We start from the raw sequence: 15,969 nt of genomic DNA, 5'->3' as shown, positions 1-15,969 counted from the left end.
CATTTTTTTGTTGACATCATAGTATTATTTATGGTAACATATAGTTTTTGCTATTTTAGCCTTTCTATGTTATACTTATTATGTAAGTATAAAATTATATATGGAGGCGAGTTATTTGTTTAATATCGGTGATAAAATAGTCTATCCAATGCAAGGTATAGGAATAATAGAGGACATAGAAGAAAAAACTTTTTCAGGTAAAACACAAACTTATTATATAATAAAAATGTTAACAAATAATATGAAAATAATGTTACCATCTATAAGAGCAGAAGATCTTAATGTACGTCCAATTAGTGATGAATCTACTTTAGAAAATGTTCTAATAGCTCTTAATAATAAACAATGGGATTCTGAAGAAATGCCACCTTCTAAACAAAGATATAAAATCAATATGGATAAAATTAAATCAGGTTCTTTTGAAAAAAATGCTGAAGTAGTATATGATTTAACATTCATCAATAAAAAGAAACCACTTAATTCTAATGAAAAACAGATGTTAAAAAATACACGTAAGTTATTAATCAATGAGATAACTTTAATAAAGCAAATATCTGAAGATGAAGCAGTAAGTTTATTAAAAGAAAATATTAACTAATAATTATACTAAAACTAATTTGACATTATTCCTTTCTAATAAACATGCTACTATTTCAAATCTTTATAGACTTTATTAAAAAACTTACTAGAAGATAGAATAATTTCTCTAAGTTCTGGAATTTCATTTTTAATAGTTTCTTTTCCTAACTCTGTTATAATGTAATATTTTTTTAATTTAGTTTCTGTATAAACTTCCAATAGTTTTTCTTTAACTAATTTTCTTAAAAGAGGATATAATGTACCATGCGAAGGTTTCCATACATTAGAATCAAATGTATTTTCTATTTCATTTAAAATTTCTTTACCATATACAGGTTGCCCAGCTTTATAAATATAATACAAAGTATACATTGATAAAAAGTTTGTACTAGACATCTTAGATGGAAACATTCGCTTATATTCATTTTTATATTCTTTTGGTATTGTTATTTCCTTTCTTTTATATCCTCTTATTAAATTTAATTTAGATTCGGCCATAGTTTATCTCTTTCCTCCTTTATTAAATTTATGTTTATTTTATATCTATTATTCATTTACTGGATCCTTATCAATTAAAGTACTTACTTGCAGTTGAACAAATTCATCATCCCTAAGTTCTGGATCCTTAATTAAATCTTCTTCCAACACTTCATAATATCTTATAGGAAAATCTGTATTATCATCTTCAAAAGTTTTTCCTATGTACTCTAATATAAAAAGTTTTAAATCTTTTTCTGATTCAAAAACTCTTAATTCATCAACTAAATACTTAGATAGCTGTCTCATACTTAAGCTTAATACATACTTTAAATTAATTGCTTTTAATCTTTGTTCAATCCTCTTATCTATCATGTTCTTTCTCTCCTTTATAGTAGTATAACACTAATATAACGTTTTTTCCAATTACTTGCAAAACATTTTTTTCTTTATGGCACTTCTAAGAATTATCGTTTATTTTTCTATTTTAAAATTTATTATTTTTATGTCGCAATTGACTTTTTATATAAAAACATACTTAAATTTCTATCATAGATAAAGGCTATATAAAAATAATAAGAGTTTTACATAGCTTTTATATTGTTTTAAAAAATAAAACCCATTATTGTTATAAATAATATTATACTCATAAATACTAAAGATATATTTTTTCCAAGTTTAGCTCCGTAATCTTCCTTATGTTTATATCCAATAATTCCTGCTAAAGTAAATAAAATGATTGATATAACCGAACTAGGTATTGAACCGTGAACTACTCCTACTATATATTGTCCTATAGTTTTTCCGCCTATATAAGTAAATGACACCATTATAGCAAATAAAGAAATTATTAATGCTAAGGTTCCTATTCCATATTTTTTGTCTCCAATACTATTTACTCCACTCATGATTATCCTCCTTTACCGCATTTATATTTTCATAATATTTAAACAATTTTATATTGATTATATCAAAGTTTAACCATATATTCCATAATTATTTTATTTTTCTTTTTTAACCATACTTTCCTGATGTTTAAATTATATAAAAGATACTAATTTAATAAAGAAACTACCATTGAAACTTTTTCATTAGCAGTTTCTTTATATTAATTTATTATATTATTTTTGTAGACCACGCCTCTGCATTCCACACATCCGTTACTAATCCTTCATAAAATTCTGGTTCATGACATACAAGCAGAACTGTACCTTTAAATTCTCTTATAGCCTTTTTTAGTTCTTCTTTTGCTTCTACATCTAAATGATTTGTAGGCTCGTCTAATACTAAAAAGTTTGTTTCTTTAAGCATTAACTTACAAAGTCGTACCTTTGCATTTTCTCCACCACTTAAAACTTTCATCTTACTTTCTATATGTTCTGTAGTAAGTCCACATTTTGCTAGAGCAGCTCTTACTTCACCATTGCCCAGTGATGGAAAAGTATTCCACACTTCATCTAAAGCAGTATTATTGTTTTCTCTATCTCCTTCTTGCTCAAAGTAACCTGTAAATAAATAATCACCTAATTTAGCTTCTCCTGAGATTGGTTTTATGAGACCTAGAAGAGTTTTCAACAATGTAGTCTTTCCTAATCCATTAACCCCTTTTATAGCAATTTTTTGTCCTCTTTCTAAAACTACATTTACAGGTTTTGTTAATGGAGAATCATATCCTAATACTAGATCTTTAGTACTTAATATTATTTTACCTGCTGCTCTTGATTCTTTAAATTTGAAAGTTGGTTTAATTCTTTCTTTTGGCTTTTGTAAAACTTCCATTTTCTCTAATTGTTTTTCTCTTGATTTTGCTCTACCTTTTGTAGAAAATCTAGCCTTATTTCTTGCAATGAAATCCTCTAATTGCTCAATTTCCTTTTGTTGTTTTTCATATGCTTGTTTTTCTTGCTTATGCTTTATTTCATTCATTTGAAGAAAATATTCATAAGTTCCTTTGTATCTAGTAATTTCACCATTTTCTACATGATAAATCACATTTACAACTGCATTCATAAAACTTTCATCATGTGATACCAAAATAAAGGCATTTTCATATTCCTGTAGAAATCTCTTAAGCCATTCTATATGTTCTACATCTAAATAGTTTGTAGGTTCATCTAATATTAATATCATAGGTTGCTCTAATAAAAGCTTAGTCAATAAAACTTTAGTCCTTTGTCCACCACTAAGTTCATCAACTTTTTTATCAAGTCCAATCTCCATAAGACCGAGCCCACTTGCTACCTCTTGTATTTTAGCATCTATAGTGTAAAAACCACTTTGTTCTAAAATAGTCTGAATTTCTCCTACATCTTCCATCATTTTAGATACTTCATCCTCTGATGAATCTGCCATTTTTTCATATATGCCCATCATTTCATTTTCTAAGTCAAACATACCTTTAAATGCTTCTCTTAATGCATCTCTTATACTCATCCCTGGTGTCAGTTGACTATGTTGGTCCAAGTAACCATAAGTTACTCTATTACACCATTGAACTTTTCCTTCATCCGGTACTATTTTTCCTGTAATTATATTTATAAATGTACTTTTTCCTTCTCCATTGGCACCAACTAACCCAACATGTTCCCCTTTCAAAAGTCTAAAAGAAACATTTTCTAGGATTTGTCTTCCTCCAAATCCCTGACTTACATTATCAACCGTTAAAATACTCATCTTTATTTTGCTACTATAAAAGTACTAAACTACATCTTCTGTATTTATTAATTACTAAAAGTAGCGCCTCCTTCTTTATAATATGTCTATTAAATCCCCTGGATTATTTTTAAGTTTATCTATTGAATGTATATATCTATTTGTAGTAGATATATTAGCATGTGCTGCAAAATCTCTAACTTTTTCTAGTGTAGCCCCTGATTGGATTACTAATGTTATAGCTGTATGTCTTGTAGAGTGGACTTGTAGTTTTTTATCTATACCTGCTTTTTTTCTTGTTCTATCTATAATTAAATTTAAAGTATTACGATTTAATTTTTTACCATTTAATCCATTAGTAGAATGTCCCATAAACAAATATTCTTCACTATTTGTTTTTAAATTTCTCTGTGTCTTTTCAAGATATGTTAAAATTAATTCTTTAACTCCATCTTGCAATTTAACTAAATCTTTTTTTCCACCCTTTCTTCTAACCTCTATTACATCAAAATCTGCATATTTTTTTATATCTTTTAATTGTATGTTTATAATCTCTGATTTTCTTAATGCTGTAGTTAGAGCTAAAGATAATATACATTTATCCCTAAGTCCAATTAAAGTATCGATATCGATACTTTCTAATAACTTAACACACTCTTCTTTAGTTAAAAATTCAGTTTCCTTATTAACTACAGTTGGTTTTTCATCCCCTAATTCTGCAAAAGGATTGTATTTAATTATTTGTATATCTCTAACATTATCTCTATATTTAAGTAACCACCTATATAATGCACTTAGAGATGAAACCTTTCGATTAATTGTAGCAGAAGCATACCCCTTGTTTTTTAGTTCTAAAATATATTGTTCTGCATGAAGAAAATTTACACACCTAACTTGGTCTATGGATATACTTTTTATATTTTCTACTCCAAAAAAATCTTTTATATCTCTTTCATAACTTTTAGATGTATTTTTACTTTTCAAAGCTTTAATCTTTAAAAAATATTCTATAAAATGAGGTTTTTCCTTTAAAATACTTATTTTCTCCTCATTTACACTTACTATATCCATTTATATATGATTTACCCTCTTTCTTAATTCAATTTTTAATTTTTATAAATTTGAGATACCCAGAGCCTTATGTTGAGTTAAGATATATTCTTTTAATATTTCTTTAGTATTTGCAGCAAACTCATATACTAAGAATTCTGGACTAACAAGTTCAACTATCTGGCTAACTTTAGTATGAGTAAAAGGTTTATGCTGATCTATATTAAAAATATGATCATATGCAAGCTTGAAATTTTCAAAAAATTCTTCACTACTATGAGGATTTTTATATGTAATTTTTTCTTTTAATTTTTTTCTTACGTAAGGACCTGATATAGAACAATTTAAGTGTATACCTTTTATATGATTTTTTAAGGTTCCAAGCTCCATTATTTTCTTTTTAACATAATCTATACCTTCTTCTTCAGTATTTAGATTAATATTTGTATTTATCAAATGAGCTGTATCCAACATAAAACCACATTTACTATAATTTACCTTTGATAAAAGTTTTTCTGCTAATTTTTTATCTAAAAAATTTAATCCCGGCCACCAAAGATTTTCAAAGAGAAGATAAAAATCACCTTCAAAACCTTTTAACACCTCATTTAAAAATTCTATAGAGGCATTTATAATTTCCTCGTTACTATATGGAAATTTATAAGTAAAACAATGTTCTAAAGCAACATGAGTTACATGAAAAACAACATACTTAGCACCGACACTTTTGGCAAGTTTTAACTCATTTCTATAAGTTTCTATAATATCTTCTATGGTACCTCCATAAAATTGCTTTACTGTATCCATAGTTCCAAATTGTTTTTCTAATTCCTTTATATTACCCTTATAAAAATCCAACCAAATTGGATAATACCTTAAGTGAACCCCTTTTATAATTTCTCCATTTAATCTTTTTTCATCTAATTCTCCACATTGAATTAGTTCTACACCCGTTAGATTTAATTTTTTTAAAAACTTTTCTACTTCTTTGGAAGTTGCACCAAATCTGTCTAGATCCAATGGATAATTTGATGTATTAATTAACCTTTCCATTTAATTTCCTTTCCAAAACACAATAATAAATTTTTATTTTTTATTTTTAAATCTATTTGTTTTAATTAATATTACTATACTTTATATTCTTTATCAAGTAGCCTTATTTCAAGGCTTTTCAATCATATATAAAATAATTTTTAAACACCTTTTTTGTTAAGATACTTAAATCATATAACAAAAATAACCTACAATATAATTTATTGTAGGTTATTTCTATGTAATTATTATATTGTTTTTATTATTGTTTTCTCATAAAGAAATTCATTTTTTGTGCATCTTCAGTTTCAAAATCTATATTTCTTTTATGTATTGGTTGATTATTATTTTGAGCAAATAAGTTATCACAAACTAATGCATAATCAGTACTACCTTCTTTAGCCCATCCCATAAATATATAAACATGTGATGGATATCCTTCCATATTAGTCATATCCGTAGTAAAACAAACATCACCTTTTTGTAATTGTTTTGGATCTGTGATTTTTTGCCATCCTAAATTTTGTAAAGACGAAACTAAATCTTTTGTATTCTTAACCTCTCTAGGAACCTGAACTCCACTTTGTCTCAAAAGTTCTGATATATATATAGCTGCCAATCCAGTTGTTTCATTTTCATTTATTCTTACAGATTCTTCCAACGCTTTCTTTCTATTTTCGTCACCTAAAACATTAGTATAAACAGCATTATTTATTGCTCCTACTGGTTGCTGAGTTTGTGGGTTTACTTGTGGGGTAGTTGGCTTATTATTTGGCTCTACTTTTTGTTCTACTTTAACAGATTCAGTATTTTTTCCTGTTAGTTTATCAGCAGGAGTGTTAATCATTTTTATTCCTACAAATACTACTACCAAAGCAACAATACCAATTGCTCCACCCATAATCATATTATTTTTTTTGTCATAATTTTCTTCCATTTGTTGCATTTCTTTTATGCATTTTTGAACTTCATGATCATTTTTCATCTTTTGAACATATTTAGACTTTCCGCCAAATATTCCATCTTCTTTTAACTTACTAATGTGCTTTACAATATCTTCCCCTGCACCTTTTATTTTTTCTTCTTTTTTATTAAGCTTTTTTTCATTACTATTCTCTACATTTGTATTATGTTCTTGAAAATATTTTTTTTCCTTTATATTATTATCATTATTTTCATTATTCATTAAAAATCACTCTTTTCTAATCTTATTTAGCAAGAAAACTCACAACTTGTATACATTTTACCTAACTTAGTTAAATAATAAAACTATATATTAAATTAAACTTTGCATACAGCATTAATATCTTAATTAAATTAATTAGATGCATTTAATTAAACCGATAAAAAACTATACATATACATTGTAAATTATAATAGGAATTCTTTCAACAAAATCCTCAAATTTTTTTTAAAAAAGTTATATTTTTTACGTAAATTGTTTGGTAACTTTTTTAAATGTTTCAAATATACTGTATATAGTCATATTATAGGAATTTAATACTAGGAGGAATATTTATGTATAAATTTAATAAAGATAAAGTAAATATATTTTATGAAAAAGGTACTAAAGACATCTGCCCTATTATTCCCAGAAGATACACCTTAACTCATTCTGATAAAACCGGAGATTTATTTATAACTATTGGAAGTAACTTTGCAACTCAAAACATAGACCTAAAACAAAGAGATGAGGTTCTAGCTAAATGGGCTCATATAAATGATCAATATATATTTTGTGTATATGTTTTAGTTGATAACGAAAATCTTAAGAATAGTGCAGAAAAAAGGAATAAAATTTTCAGAGAGGAATTACCTCTTGCAATAAAAGGTTTAGCCTATGCTGATAAGGAATTGTTTATAACTTATCCTTATTTAAATAGCTCTCCTATATATGTATATTTCCATTCTACTAGAGAAGATCTTAACAGAATTGAATTCTCAGGTCATTTTTATGATTTTATAAAATGTCACTAGATTTTATAATAAAAGACTATGCTATATTTCTTGCATAGTCTTTTAAAATTATTCTTTTCTATGTCCTTCAAAGACATGAACATATTGAAAAGATTTTTTTATATTTTTTCTGCTAACTATATTTAGTTTGTGTATAGTTTTTCTTAAGCATATTGCAGAAACAATACATGCTATCAATTGACTTATAGGAAATGCAAGCCATAATCCATATATAGAAAGTTTAGTTCCATAACATAATATATATACTAATGGAATAAATACTCCTATTTGTTTAAATAATGAGAAAAATAGTGCTAACTTTCCTTGTCCTAAAGATTGATAAAAATACGTGGATATAAAGTATATTCCACCTAATGGAAATAAAATTATAGTGATTCTTAAAGCTGTAATAGCACTTTTATATACAGTACTATCATTTATAAATAAACTTATAATATTTCTTGAAAAAGCTAATTGTCCTATCCAAAATATCGTTGAAAAAGCTATTATAGTTTTTATAGCACATATTAGCACATTTTTTAATCTATTAAATCTTAATGCACCAAAATTATAAGATACTATGGGTTGCATTCCTGTAGTAATCCCTATAACGGGAATATCCATAAATAAAGTTATTTTTGTTATTATTCCCGCTATAGTTATTCCAAGAGATCCTTGAAGATCTCCTGCTACTCTATTTAAAACTATAGACATTAATGCATCTGAAGCATCAATAACTAAGGCAGCAATTCCAATATAAACTATTTCTTTGATCAGACTAAAATCAAAATTTAAATGTCTTAACTTCAATTTATATATAGATTGTTTTCCTGTAAAATGTTTTATTACATAAATAGAAGAAAATATTTGTCCAATAACCGTAGCAATAGCGGCTCCAGTCACTCCTTTATGAAGTAAAATCACAAAAACATAATCTAATATAACATTAGTAATAGCTCCTATAATAGTAGCTTTCATGGATACCTTAGAATTACCTGATGCTATAATTAATTCAGGAAGAACTATTACAAAGGTATTCAAAACTCCACCTAAAAGTACAATACTTACATATTCTTTAGCATAAGGTAATAACTCCTTACTACTTCCAAAAAATATCAATATAGGATCAAGAAAAATGTAAGTGAAAACTACCATTATAAAACTAATTAATAAACATAATATAATCCCATTACCAGCCGCTTTTTTACCTTTTTCAATATCTTGAGCTCCAAAACTTCTAGCCGCTATAGATGAAGATCCCGATGCAACCATAGCAGATATGGCTAAAAATAATGTTTGTATAGGAAAAGCTATTGCCAAGGCGCCGATTCCTGTAGTTCCAATAGCTTTACCTAAAAAAATTGTATCAATAACGTTGTATAATTGTGCTACCATTAATGAAATTGTAGCTGGAACTGAAAGTTTAAATAATAACTTATTTACCTTTTCCGTCCCTAAATTAATATTCTCAGTTTGCATAAATACCACCTTTTCAAATAATCAATGTCCTTTCCACTTTCAAAAAAGATTTTTGTCATTTATCTATCCCCTTCCGTTTTTCATCTTAATATTATTATATTACTTTTTTTGTATATTCTTAACCTATAACATTGCTGACTTATATGTACAACTTTGCTATTCTTAAAATTTACATTATTGCATATAAAACAAAAAACGCCTTTAAGTTAATAAAGACGTTTTAAAATTAAAGTTTTATGAGTTTTATAAGTTCTATTGCAAAAGGCTCTAAGCTTGACTTTATAGAATATATACTGCTTTCCTCTACAAATTCAAAGTTTACCTTAGGATGATTAATATTTTTTATTAAATCTATTTCTTCAGAAGTTAATAATTGAGGTTTAGCCAAACTATTCCAATTATCATATGGACAATTTTGCTCTTTTGTAAGTTCGTATCTAATTAACTTATAATTATTATCTAAATTTAGTACGTTTATAGTAGTTTCTTTCCAGATATCCATACTATAAGCGTCATTAACAAAATCCATTAAATTTTTATAGTTTTTATTGCTTATCTTACTTAATTCCTTAGGACTCATGTAATTGTATAAAAGTATTTCAATATCATCTTGTTTTTTAGTAACTATATATCCTTTGCCCTTGTCTAAAATTATATCTCCTAATTGACTAAAAAAAGAATATGCGAAATACGAAGGTTTTCTTAAACCATTAGAATAGGTCAATCCCTTTTCCCCTTGGAATATAAAATTCTTTTTATTCTCTATGATCAAAGGATAATCTTCATCTACAGCCTTCATAATAATATTATTTTGTCCTTTTTCTATAAATTTGTGTAAAAGATAGGCAGCCATAAAATTAGTTTCTTTTTCTAGCCCCTTTCCAATACCTTTTATATCTTTGATTAAAATTATTATATTATCATCTAGTTCTTTAATTGCATTTACTATTTTATTTTTTATTCCTTCTTCTAAATTAAAAGGTAATTTAAAACCAAATTTAAAATCTTCACCATAGTTTTGTTTGAGATAGGTAATAACACCTTGTAATATTTCTAAAAAACATTTTTTCTGCATATCTTTAAAAGTAAATTCAATAATAGGACAAATGTTTAATTCTTTTAAAACTTTAATACTTTCATATAAAAAGTTTGAAAAATTATAGATATCTTCTATGCTATTAAATAATGAAAAAACATCATTTAATATTCCATATTTAAAGTTTAATTTGTTTTGGACTTTCTTTAATGTATTTAATATATCTTTATTAAATACATTATGTATTTTACCTATTTCTATATAATTAAAAGCTCCATAATTTAATTTATTTTTTTCATCAAAATCTACTTGCTGTTCCAAGTCTATGTTAATAGCTTGTATTTCATCATAATTTATATTTTCTTCTTCATAATCTTCTATATAGGAAATTAAATAAGGTATAGCCTCTTCTAAGTCTTGAATAGAATAAATTTTTAGCTTTTCTAGTTCTTTTTCATCAAATTTATATTTTTTTCTAAATTGCGTTGGTGAACAATTATAATAATACTTAAAATGCTTATTAAAGTATCTTGCATGAGAAAAGCCACATTCTAGTGCTATGTCAGATATGCTTTTATTTGTATCCAATAATAATTTTATAGATTCCTCTATTCTTGTTAAATTTAAAATCTCTTGAAATCCATATCCAAATTTATTTTTAAGTTCATGAGATAGATAATGTAAACTTAGAAACTCCTTATCTGCAATATCCTTTAAGCTAATTTTATTCATATAATTATTATAAATATATTTAGTTATCCTATGATATCTCTCCATTTGTAATTCTTTTTCTTTTAAATCATTATCCTCCATAGTTAAATAATGAAATTCATTTACAAGGTGAAATAAAATAGATATTAGATTACTTTGTACTTCAATTTCATATTCTTCCTCAGATTTTATAACTTCATAAAATATATTAGCTAAGTATCTTTTTAATACATCATATTTTTCTTCTTTTTCTTGTGACTCATTATCCGTGTAGAAAAAAACATTATCAATATCTTCATAATAATTTTTTAAAAACTTAGTATCTATATTAAAAAGAAGAACTAAGTTATCTTCCTTAGAATTAATACTATGCGCTTCATCTATATTGATTATCTCTACTTCTCCGGATTTTAAAGTAAAACTTTCCGTATCTATGGTAACAAAAATTTCCCCTTTTAGTACATATAAAATTTCCATACAATCATGCCAATGAAATGGATATTCTCTAAAATTTATTAAGCTTATATTAAGAGGTATTCCTCCATAAAAATTTATATATTCCCTTCTCATATTTTACTCCTTAGTTTAACCTATATTCTTTATTATTTTACTATATAATTATATTATAAATCTAATACCTAATATTTTCTTTCATAAATTTTAATTTTTATGGAATAGGTCCTTGTTCTGGATTTATATTAGCTCCCAAATTAATAGAAAGTATAGCTAAAACGTTACTTCCTGTAAGTGCTAAAAAGTTTCCTATTATTCTTAGATCATCATTTTGTTTATCTTCAGCTATTATTAAGGCTGCTATATTTGCTAAAATCACAAGTTCTCTTCCCGTCAACCTAGGTAACTTTTCCATATATATCACCTCTAAGATATTATATTGCATATTTTATCTAATTATTATTTAAAATTTATTTTTATTATATAAACTTTATTTTTATTTTCATAAAATATTATTAAAATATATAATATCTCTATACAAAAAAATAGATAGGTAATATACTTACCTATCTATAAATTTTAATTTTATATGTGTATTGGAGAGCCTGGTCCTATAGGTAATCCTGTTTTATACCATACCACAAGTAATATACTCCAGAATATTAAGAAGAATATTGAATATGGAAGCATAGTAGAAATTAATGTTCCTATTCCAGTATCCTCATCATATTTTTCTGCAAATGAAACAATCAATGCAAAATAAGACATTAATGGGGTTATTATATTAGTACAAGAATCTCCTATTCTATAAGCAACTTGAGTAAACTCTGGTGAGAAATGCAATCCCATAAACATAGGTACAAAAATAGGTGCCATAATAGCCCATTTCGCTGAAGCTGAACCCATAAATAAATTTATAAATGCAGACAATATAACAAATGCAATTATAAGAGGTATTCCTGTAAATCCAGTAGACTTCAAAAATTCAGCACCTTTAAAAGCTATTATTGTTCCTAAATTAGTATGAGCAAAGTAAGCTACAAATTGAGATGCTGTAAATACTAATACAAGATATCCTCCCATTTTTCCCATAGATTTTCCTAAAGAGTTAGCTATATCTTTATTTGACTTTATAGTTCCTACAACTTTCCCATAAGCCACCGCTGGTATAAAGAAAAATAATGTAATAATAGGAACTATAGAATTCATAAATGGAGTATGTCCAATAATTTTATGTGTTTTTGGATCTCTTAAAATTCCGTTTGTTGGAACAACAAGAAGCAATATAATTGCCATAAAAATAAAGAATCCTATCCTTGCTGCTTTTAATCCCTTATTCTCTTTCTCTGTAATAACCATCATGTCTTCTTGATCAATTTGTTGATTATATTTTCCAAGCCTAGGTTCTACTATTCTTTCTGTAACAAAAGTACCCACAAACATAATTAAAAAAGTTGATACTATCATAAAATACCAATTGGCTGTAGGTGCAACCTTGTAACCTGTATCAACAAGTTTTGCTGCTTCTGTACTAATTCCTCCTAATAATGGGTCTGTAGTACCTATTAATAAGTTTGCACTAAATCCACCTGATACACCTGCAAAAGCTGCAGCCATCCCAGCCAGCGGATGTCTACCAAAACTTAAAAACACCATAGCCCCTAAAGGTATTAATACTATATATCCTGCATCTGATGCAATATTAGACATTACACCTAATAAAACAATTATCATTGTAACAAATTTTTTAGGTGCCTTTAATACAGATTTTTTTAATATAGCTTGTATAAGTCCAGTTTCTTCTGCAAGACCAACACCTAGCATTGCAACAAGCACAGTTCCTAATGGAGCAAACCCTGTAAAATTATCTACAGCACTTGTAAACATATATCTTATTCCATCCGGGTTAAGTAAGCTTACAGCTTTAACATTAACAAGTTTTGTTCCTCCCTTTACTTTATCCACTAAATTAGCATTAATATTTACCCCCATTTTAGCACAAATATGAGATATTATAATTAATAATAGGCATAATACCACAAATATTGCAGCTGGGTGAGGCATCTTATTACCTACTCTTTCAACCCAGTCAAGAAATTTTTGAAAACCACCCCTCTTAACGTTTTCTTTCACTTCTTTAGTTTTTGACATTTAATCCTTCCTTTCTTAAATTTCATTCCCACAATAATTTTAATTTTTCAAATCTTTTTAAAAGTTTAGCATATTTATTCTTTTTACGCAATGAATATTTTGGAATTTTCAAATTATTTTAATTTTTTAAACTTTTATTTTTTCAATTTTTATCTATTATTTTCTTTATTTTTTCTAATTTATATGGTAGTATTGAACATTTTTATAAACTTACTAATTAATTATTTATATAATTTACTATTTAAATCTGAATAATAAATAAAATTGTACATGAATAATTATGCATAATTTTTAAATAAAAAGCCTATTCTTTACCTAGCCATTGCTGATATATGGTTTTTCAATATATTTTTCTTTACAAAAAATTTCTTTACAAAACCAAACTTTAATAACGTTTAAAACAATTTTATTATAATGTAAAAATATATACAAATTTCGCAAAAATAGCAAATAAATCCTTAAACAAAAATTCAAAATTTTTATTTAAGAATTTATTATTTATATATGTTATTAAACTATCAATAACATATATAACATTCTTTTATTATTACTTATAATACATTTTTTAATATGTACACTATTTATTTTGTAACTATACTAAATATTAATATGTTTTCTACTCTAAAAAATACTCTAAAAAAAGCTATCTCTAAATAAAAAAATATTTTTTATAAGAGATAGCTTTTTTTAATATTAGCCTTTTGACATTTTGTAATTACCTGTATTATTAAATTGTTCTTTAAATGCTTTTTCTGCATATGGCTTAAATTCCTCTGATAGCTTGTCTAATTTCTTCATAAATACAGGATCAGTTACCATTAAATCGGCACTTGGATGGGTTCCTTTAGCCCCTGTTACCTTTACAATTTCCCTAATTTGCTTTGGATTATCTATCATAGGACAAGGCATTAATAAATTTTTATTATATGGTTGTCTATTTCTCAATTCTTTAAAATATGATGTTTTAAAAGCTTCCCCTAAAGGTTTTCCTTTAACATTGTCAGTTGCAAAATGTGAAAAAATACATGGTTCTAAATCTTCTTTTGAATTAATATGACAATAATATTTTCCTGCTATACATCCTCCAACATAGGGAGCATCGTTAAAGAAATCTATGGTAAACATTTTTTTAGTAGTTCTAATTTTTCTTGTTCTTTCTCCTAAACGTAAACGTTGTTCCGGAGTCAACATTAAATCCATATCTTGAATTGGATTATCGCCTACTGGCATAAACATAAAATACCAGATCATTCTAGCGCCTTTTTCTATTAGCATATCTGTGAATTTATCTGAAGTAACTATATCTATGTTATTTCTACTTGTAGCTGAAGATACTCCAAAAGGTACACCAGCTTTTTTCAAGAGTTCCATTCCTTTCATAACTGAATCAAAAACGCCAGGAGCTCTACGTGCATCTGTTTCTTCTTTAAATCCTTCTAAAGAAAACATAGGCATTACATTACCCAACTTAGCCAATTTATTTACTATGTTCTCATTAAATAAAGTCCCATTTGTAAATGGAGTAAAATATACATCATTATATTTTTCATATATATCTAACATATAGTCATTAAAAAAAGGTTCTCCTCCTAAAATAACCATATAATAAATTCCTAAATCTCTAGCTTCTTTTACTATTCTGTCCACTTCTTCTAAAGGAATATCGTCTTTTTTACTATAATTAGCAGCATAACATCCTTTACACCTTAAATTACATCTCATTGATGGACTCATCAAAATTGTAAAAGGTATTTTTGTATTATATTTTTCTCCTTGTTTTTCCCTTTTAGGAATACCATACCACATAGCATTTCCAACAAAATTTGAAAAGAATTTCTTTAAACAGTTTTTATTTGTATTAAGAAGTATATCCTGAATATATTCATGTATCGATGGCATTTCTTCATAATATTTTTGAACATTATCTATTCTTTGCTTTGAAAATTCATCTTTTACACCTTTACGAATAATGGCAAAGATTTTATCTACATTTTTTTCAGGATTTTTTTCTAATAATTCAACTCCAGCTTTAATTATAGCTTCTTTTGTCCCTTTTTCTAATGTATCCTTAATGCCCATAAAATCACCTCTTTTATAATATTAATAAGACTTACTGTATTATAATTCTTATCATTTTATAACCCATCAAGTATAATTCTTTTCATTACTAATTATAACATATATTTTATTTATTTACATTTAAGTTAATTTTATTATGTTACCTCAAAAATTAAAGTCTTATTCATTGTTATGAAATTTTATAAAGAATTATAACTATAGCAAATAATTCTAAAATTACATTCTATGAATAAAATTAAACTCTTTTATGCTTTTAAATAAAATTTTATCTATAAAAAGAAACATGATGTTACAAATCATTATATTACCATTTT

General features: G+C 26.0%; 14 protein-coding genes. 2 read left to right on the top strand and 12 right to left on the bottom strand.

The annotated features are described in order from the left end of the window. Positions 1-115: 115 nt before the first annotated feature. A complete protein-coding gene (locus QOZ93_RS09500) occupies positions 116-598 on the top strand; it encodes a CarD family transcriptional regulator (RefSeq protein WP_307356036.1) in 483 nt (160 codons plus the stop codon). A 50-nt stretch (positions 599-648) separates the two neighbouring features. Here QOZ93_RS09500 and QOZ93_RS09495 read toward each other — a convergent pair whose 3' ends face one another. The 7 genes from QOZ93_RS09495 to QOZ93_RS09465 form a co-directional block, all read right to left on the bottom strand. Beyond that, entirely contained in the window at positions 649-1,077 is a 429-nt protein-coding gene (locus tag QOZ93_RS09495; RefSeq protein WP_111942607.1) for a PadR family transcriptional regulator, read from the bottom strand. A gap of 48 nt (positions 1,078-1,125) precedes the next feature. Beyond that, positions 1,126-1,431 carry a hypothetical protein gene (locus QOZ93_RS09490; RefSeq protein ID WP_111942609.1) on the bottom strand — a complete coding sequence of 102 codons (306 nt, stop codon included), beginning with the start codon at positions 1,429-1,431 and terminating at the stop codon, positions 1,126-1,128. A gap of 230 nt (positions 1,432-1,661) precedes the next feature. After that, positions 1,662-1,964 (bottom strand): hypothetical protein, encoded by a 303-nt coding sequence (locus tag QOZ93_RS09485; RefSeq protein WP_307356035.1) that lies wholly within the window; start codon positions 1,962-1,964, stop codon positions 1,662-1,664. A gap of 208 nt (positions 1,965-2,172) precedes the next feature. Then, complete coding sequence (locus QOZ93_RS09480) at positions 2,173-3,729, bottom strand: ABC-F family ATP-binding cassette domain-containing protein (RefSeq protein WP_307356034.1); 1,557 nt, start codon at positions 3,727-3,729, stop codon at positions 2,173-2,175. Between the two features lie 75 nt (positions 3,730-3,804). After that, on the bottom strand, positions 3,805-4,779 hold the full coding sequence (locus QOZ93_RS09475) for a tyrosine-type recombinase/integrase (protein ID WP_111942615.1): 975 nt from the start codon (positions 4,777-4,779) through the stop codon (positions 3,805-3,807). Positions 4,780-4,821: 42 nt separating this feature from the next. After that, positions 4,822-5,811: a TIM barrel protein gene (locus QOZ93_RS09470; protein WP_307356033.1), complete on the bottom strand. Its 990-nt coding sequence runs from the start codon at positions 5,809-5,811 to the stop codon at positions 4,822-4,824. Between the two features lie 241 nt (positions 5,812-6,052). Next, positions 6,053-6,976: a hypothetical protein gene (locus QOZ93_RS09465; RefSeq protein WP_307356032.1), complete on the bottom strand. Its 924-nt coding sequence runs from the start codon at positions 6,974-6,976 to the stop codon at positions 6,053-6,055. Between the two features lie 332 nt (positions 6,977-7,308). Here QOZ93_RS09465 and QOZ93_RS09460 point away from each other — a divergent pair, with 332 nt between their 5' ends. Continuing rightward, positions 7,309-7,767: a staygreen family protein gene (locus QOZ93_RS09460; protein WP_307356031.1), complete on the top strand. Its 459-nt coding sequence runs from the start codon at positions 7,309-7,311 to the stop codon at positions 7,765-7,767. Between the two features lie 48 nt (positions 7,768-7,815). On the opposite strand, the gene QOZ93_RS09455 is transcribed toward QOZ93_RS09460, so the two are convergent. The 5 genes from QOZ93_RS09455 to QOZ93_RS09435 form a co-directional block, all read right to left on the bottom strand. Continuing rightward, positions 7,816-9,225, bottom strand: coding sequence for an MATE family efflux transporter (locus tag QOZ93_RS09455; RefSeq protein WP_307356030.1), 1,410 nt, complete (start codon positions 9,223-9,225; stop codon positions 7,816-7,818). A 226-nt stretch (positions 9,226-9,451) separates the two neighbouring features. Further along, on the bottom strand, positions 9,452-11,542 hold the full coding sequence (locus tag QOZ93_RS09450) for a helix-turn-helix domain-containing protein (protein WP_307356029.1): 2,091 nt from the start codon (positions 11,540-11,542) through the stop codon (positions 9,452-9,454). A 97-nt stretch (positions 11,543-11,639) separates the two neighbouring features. After that, positions 11,640-11,840, bottom strand: a complete 201-nt coding sequence (locus QOZ93_RS09445) for a hypothetical protein (protein ID WP_307356028.1) — start codon at positions 11,838-11,840, stop codon at positions 11,640-11,642. A gap of 170 nt (positions 11,841-12,010) precedes the next feature. Beyond that, entirely contained in the window at positions 12,011-13,576 is a 1,566-nt protein-coding gene (locus tag QOZ93_RS09440; protein ID WP_307356027.1) for an AbgT family transporter, read from the bottom strand. A 693-nt stretch (positions 13,577-14,269) separates the two neighbouring features. Continuing rightward, entirely contained in the window at positions 14,270-15,655 is a 1,386-nt protein-coding gene (locus tag QOZ93_RS09435) for a radical SAM protein (RefSeq protein ID WP_307356026.1), read from the bottom strand. Between the last annotated feature and the right edge of the window lie 314 nt (positions 15,656-15,969).

The organism is Hathewaya limosa (genome assembly GCF_030815255.1).
GTDB lineage: Bacteria > Bacillota > Clostridia > Clostridiales > Clostridiaceae > Hathewaya > Hathewaya limosa.
This window is presented reverse-complemented; position numbering and strand designations above follow the sequence as displayed.

Excerpts from the sequence above, each read along its gene's own strand:
- QOZ93_RS09495 (WP_111942607.1), bottom strand. The coding sequence starts at position 1,077 with ATGGCCGAATCTAAATTAAATTTAATAAGAGGATATAAAAGAAAGGAA.
- QOZ93_RS09490 (WP_111942609.1), bottom strand. The coding sequence starts at position 1,431 with ATGATAGATAAGAGGATTGAACAAAGATTAAAAGCAATTAATTTAAAG.
- QOZ93_RS09485 (WP_307356035.1), bottom strand. The coding sequence starts at position 1,964 with ATGAGTGGAGTAAATAGTATTGGAGACAAAAAATATGGAATAGGAACC.
- QOZ93_RS09480 (WP_307356034.1), bottom strand. The coding sequence starts at position 3,729 with ATGAGTATTTTAACGGTTGATAATGTAAGTCAGGGATTTGGAGGAAGA.
- QOZ93_RS09475 (WP_111942615.1), bottom strand. The coding sequence starts at position 4,779 with ATGGATATAGTAAGTGTAAATGAGGAGAAAATAAGTATTTTAAAGGAA.
- QOZ93_RS09470 (WP_307356033.1), bottom strand. The coding sequence starts at position 5,811 with ATGGAAAGGTTAATTAATACATCAAATTATCCATTGGATCTAGACAGA.
- QOZ93_RS09465 (WP_307356032.1), bottom strand. The coding sequence starts at position 6,976 with ATGAATAATGAAAATAATGATAATAATATAAAGGAAAAAAAATATTTT.
- QOZ93_RS09460 (WP_307356031.1), top strand. The coding sequence starts at position 7,309 with ATGTATAAATTTAATAAAGATAAAGTAAATATATTTTATGAAAAAGGT.
- QOZ93_RS09455 (WP_307356030.1), bottom strand. The coding sequence starts at position 9,225 with ATGCAAACTGAGAATATTAATTTAGGGACGGAAAAGGTAAATAAGTTA.
- QOZ93_RS09450 (WP_307356029.1), bottom strand. The coding sequence starts at position 11,542 with ATGAGAAGGGAATATATAAATTTTTATGGAGGAATACCTCTTAATATA.
- QOZ93_RS09445 (WP_307356028.1), bottom strand. The coding sequence starts at position 11,840 with ATGGAAAAGTTACCTAGGTTGACGGGAAGAGAACTTGTGATTTTAGCA.
- QOZ93_RS09440 (WP_307356027.1), bottom strand. The coding sequence starts at position 13,576 with ATGTCAAAAACTAAAGAAGTGAAAGAAAACGTTAAGAGGGGTGGTTTT.
- QOZ93_RS09435 (WP_307356026.1), bottom strand. The coding sequence starts at position 15,655 with ATGGGCATTAAGGATACATTAGAAAAAGGGACAAAAGAAGCTATAATT.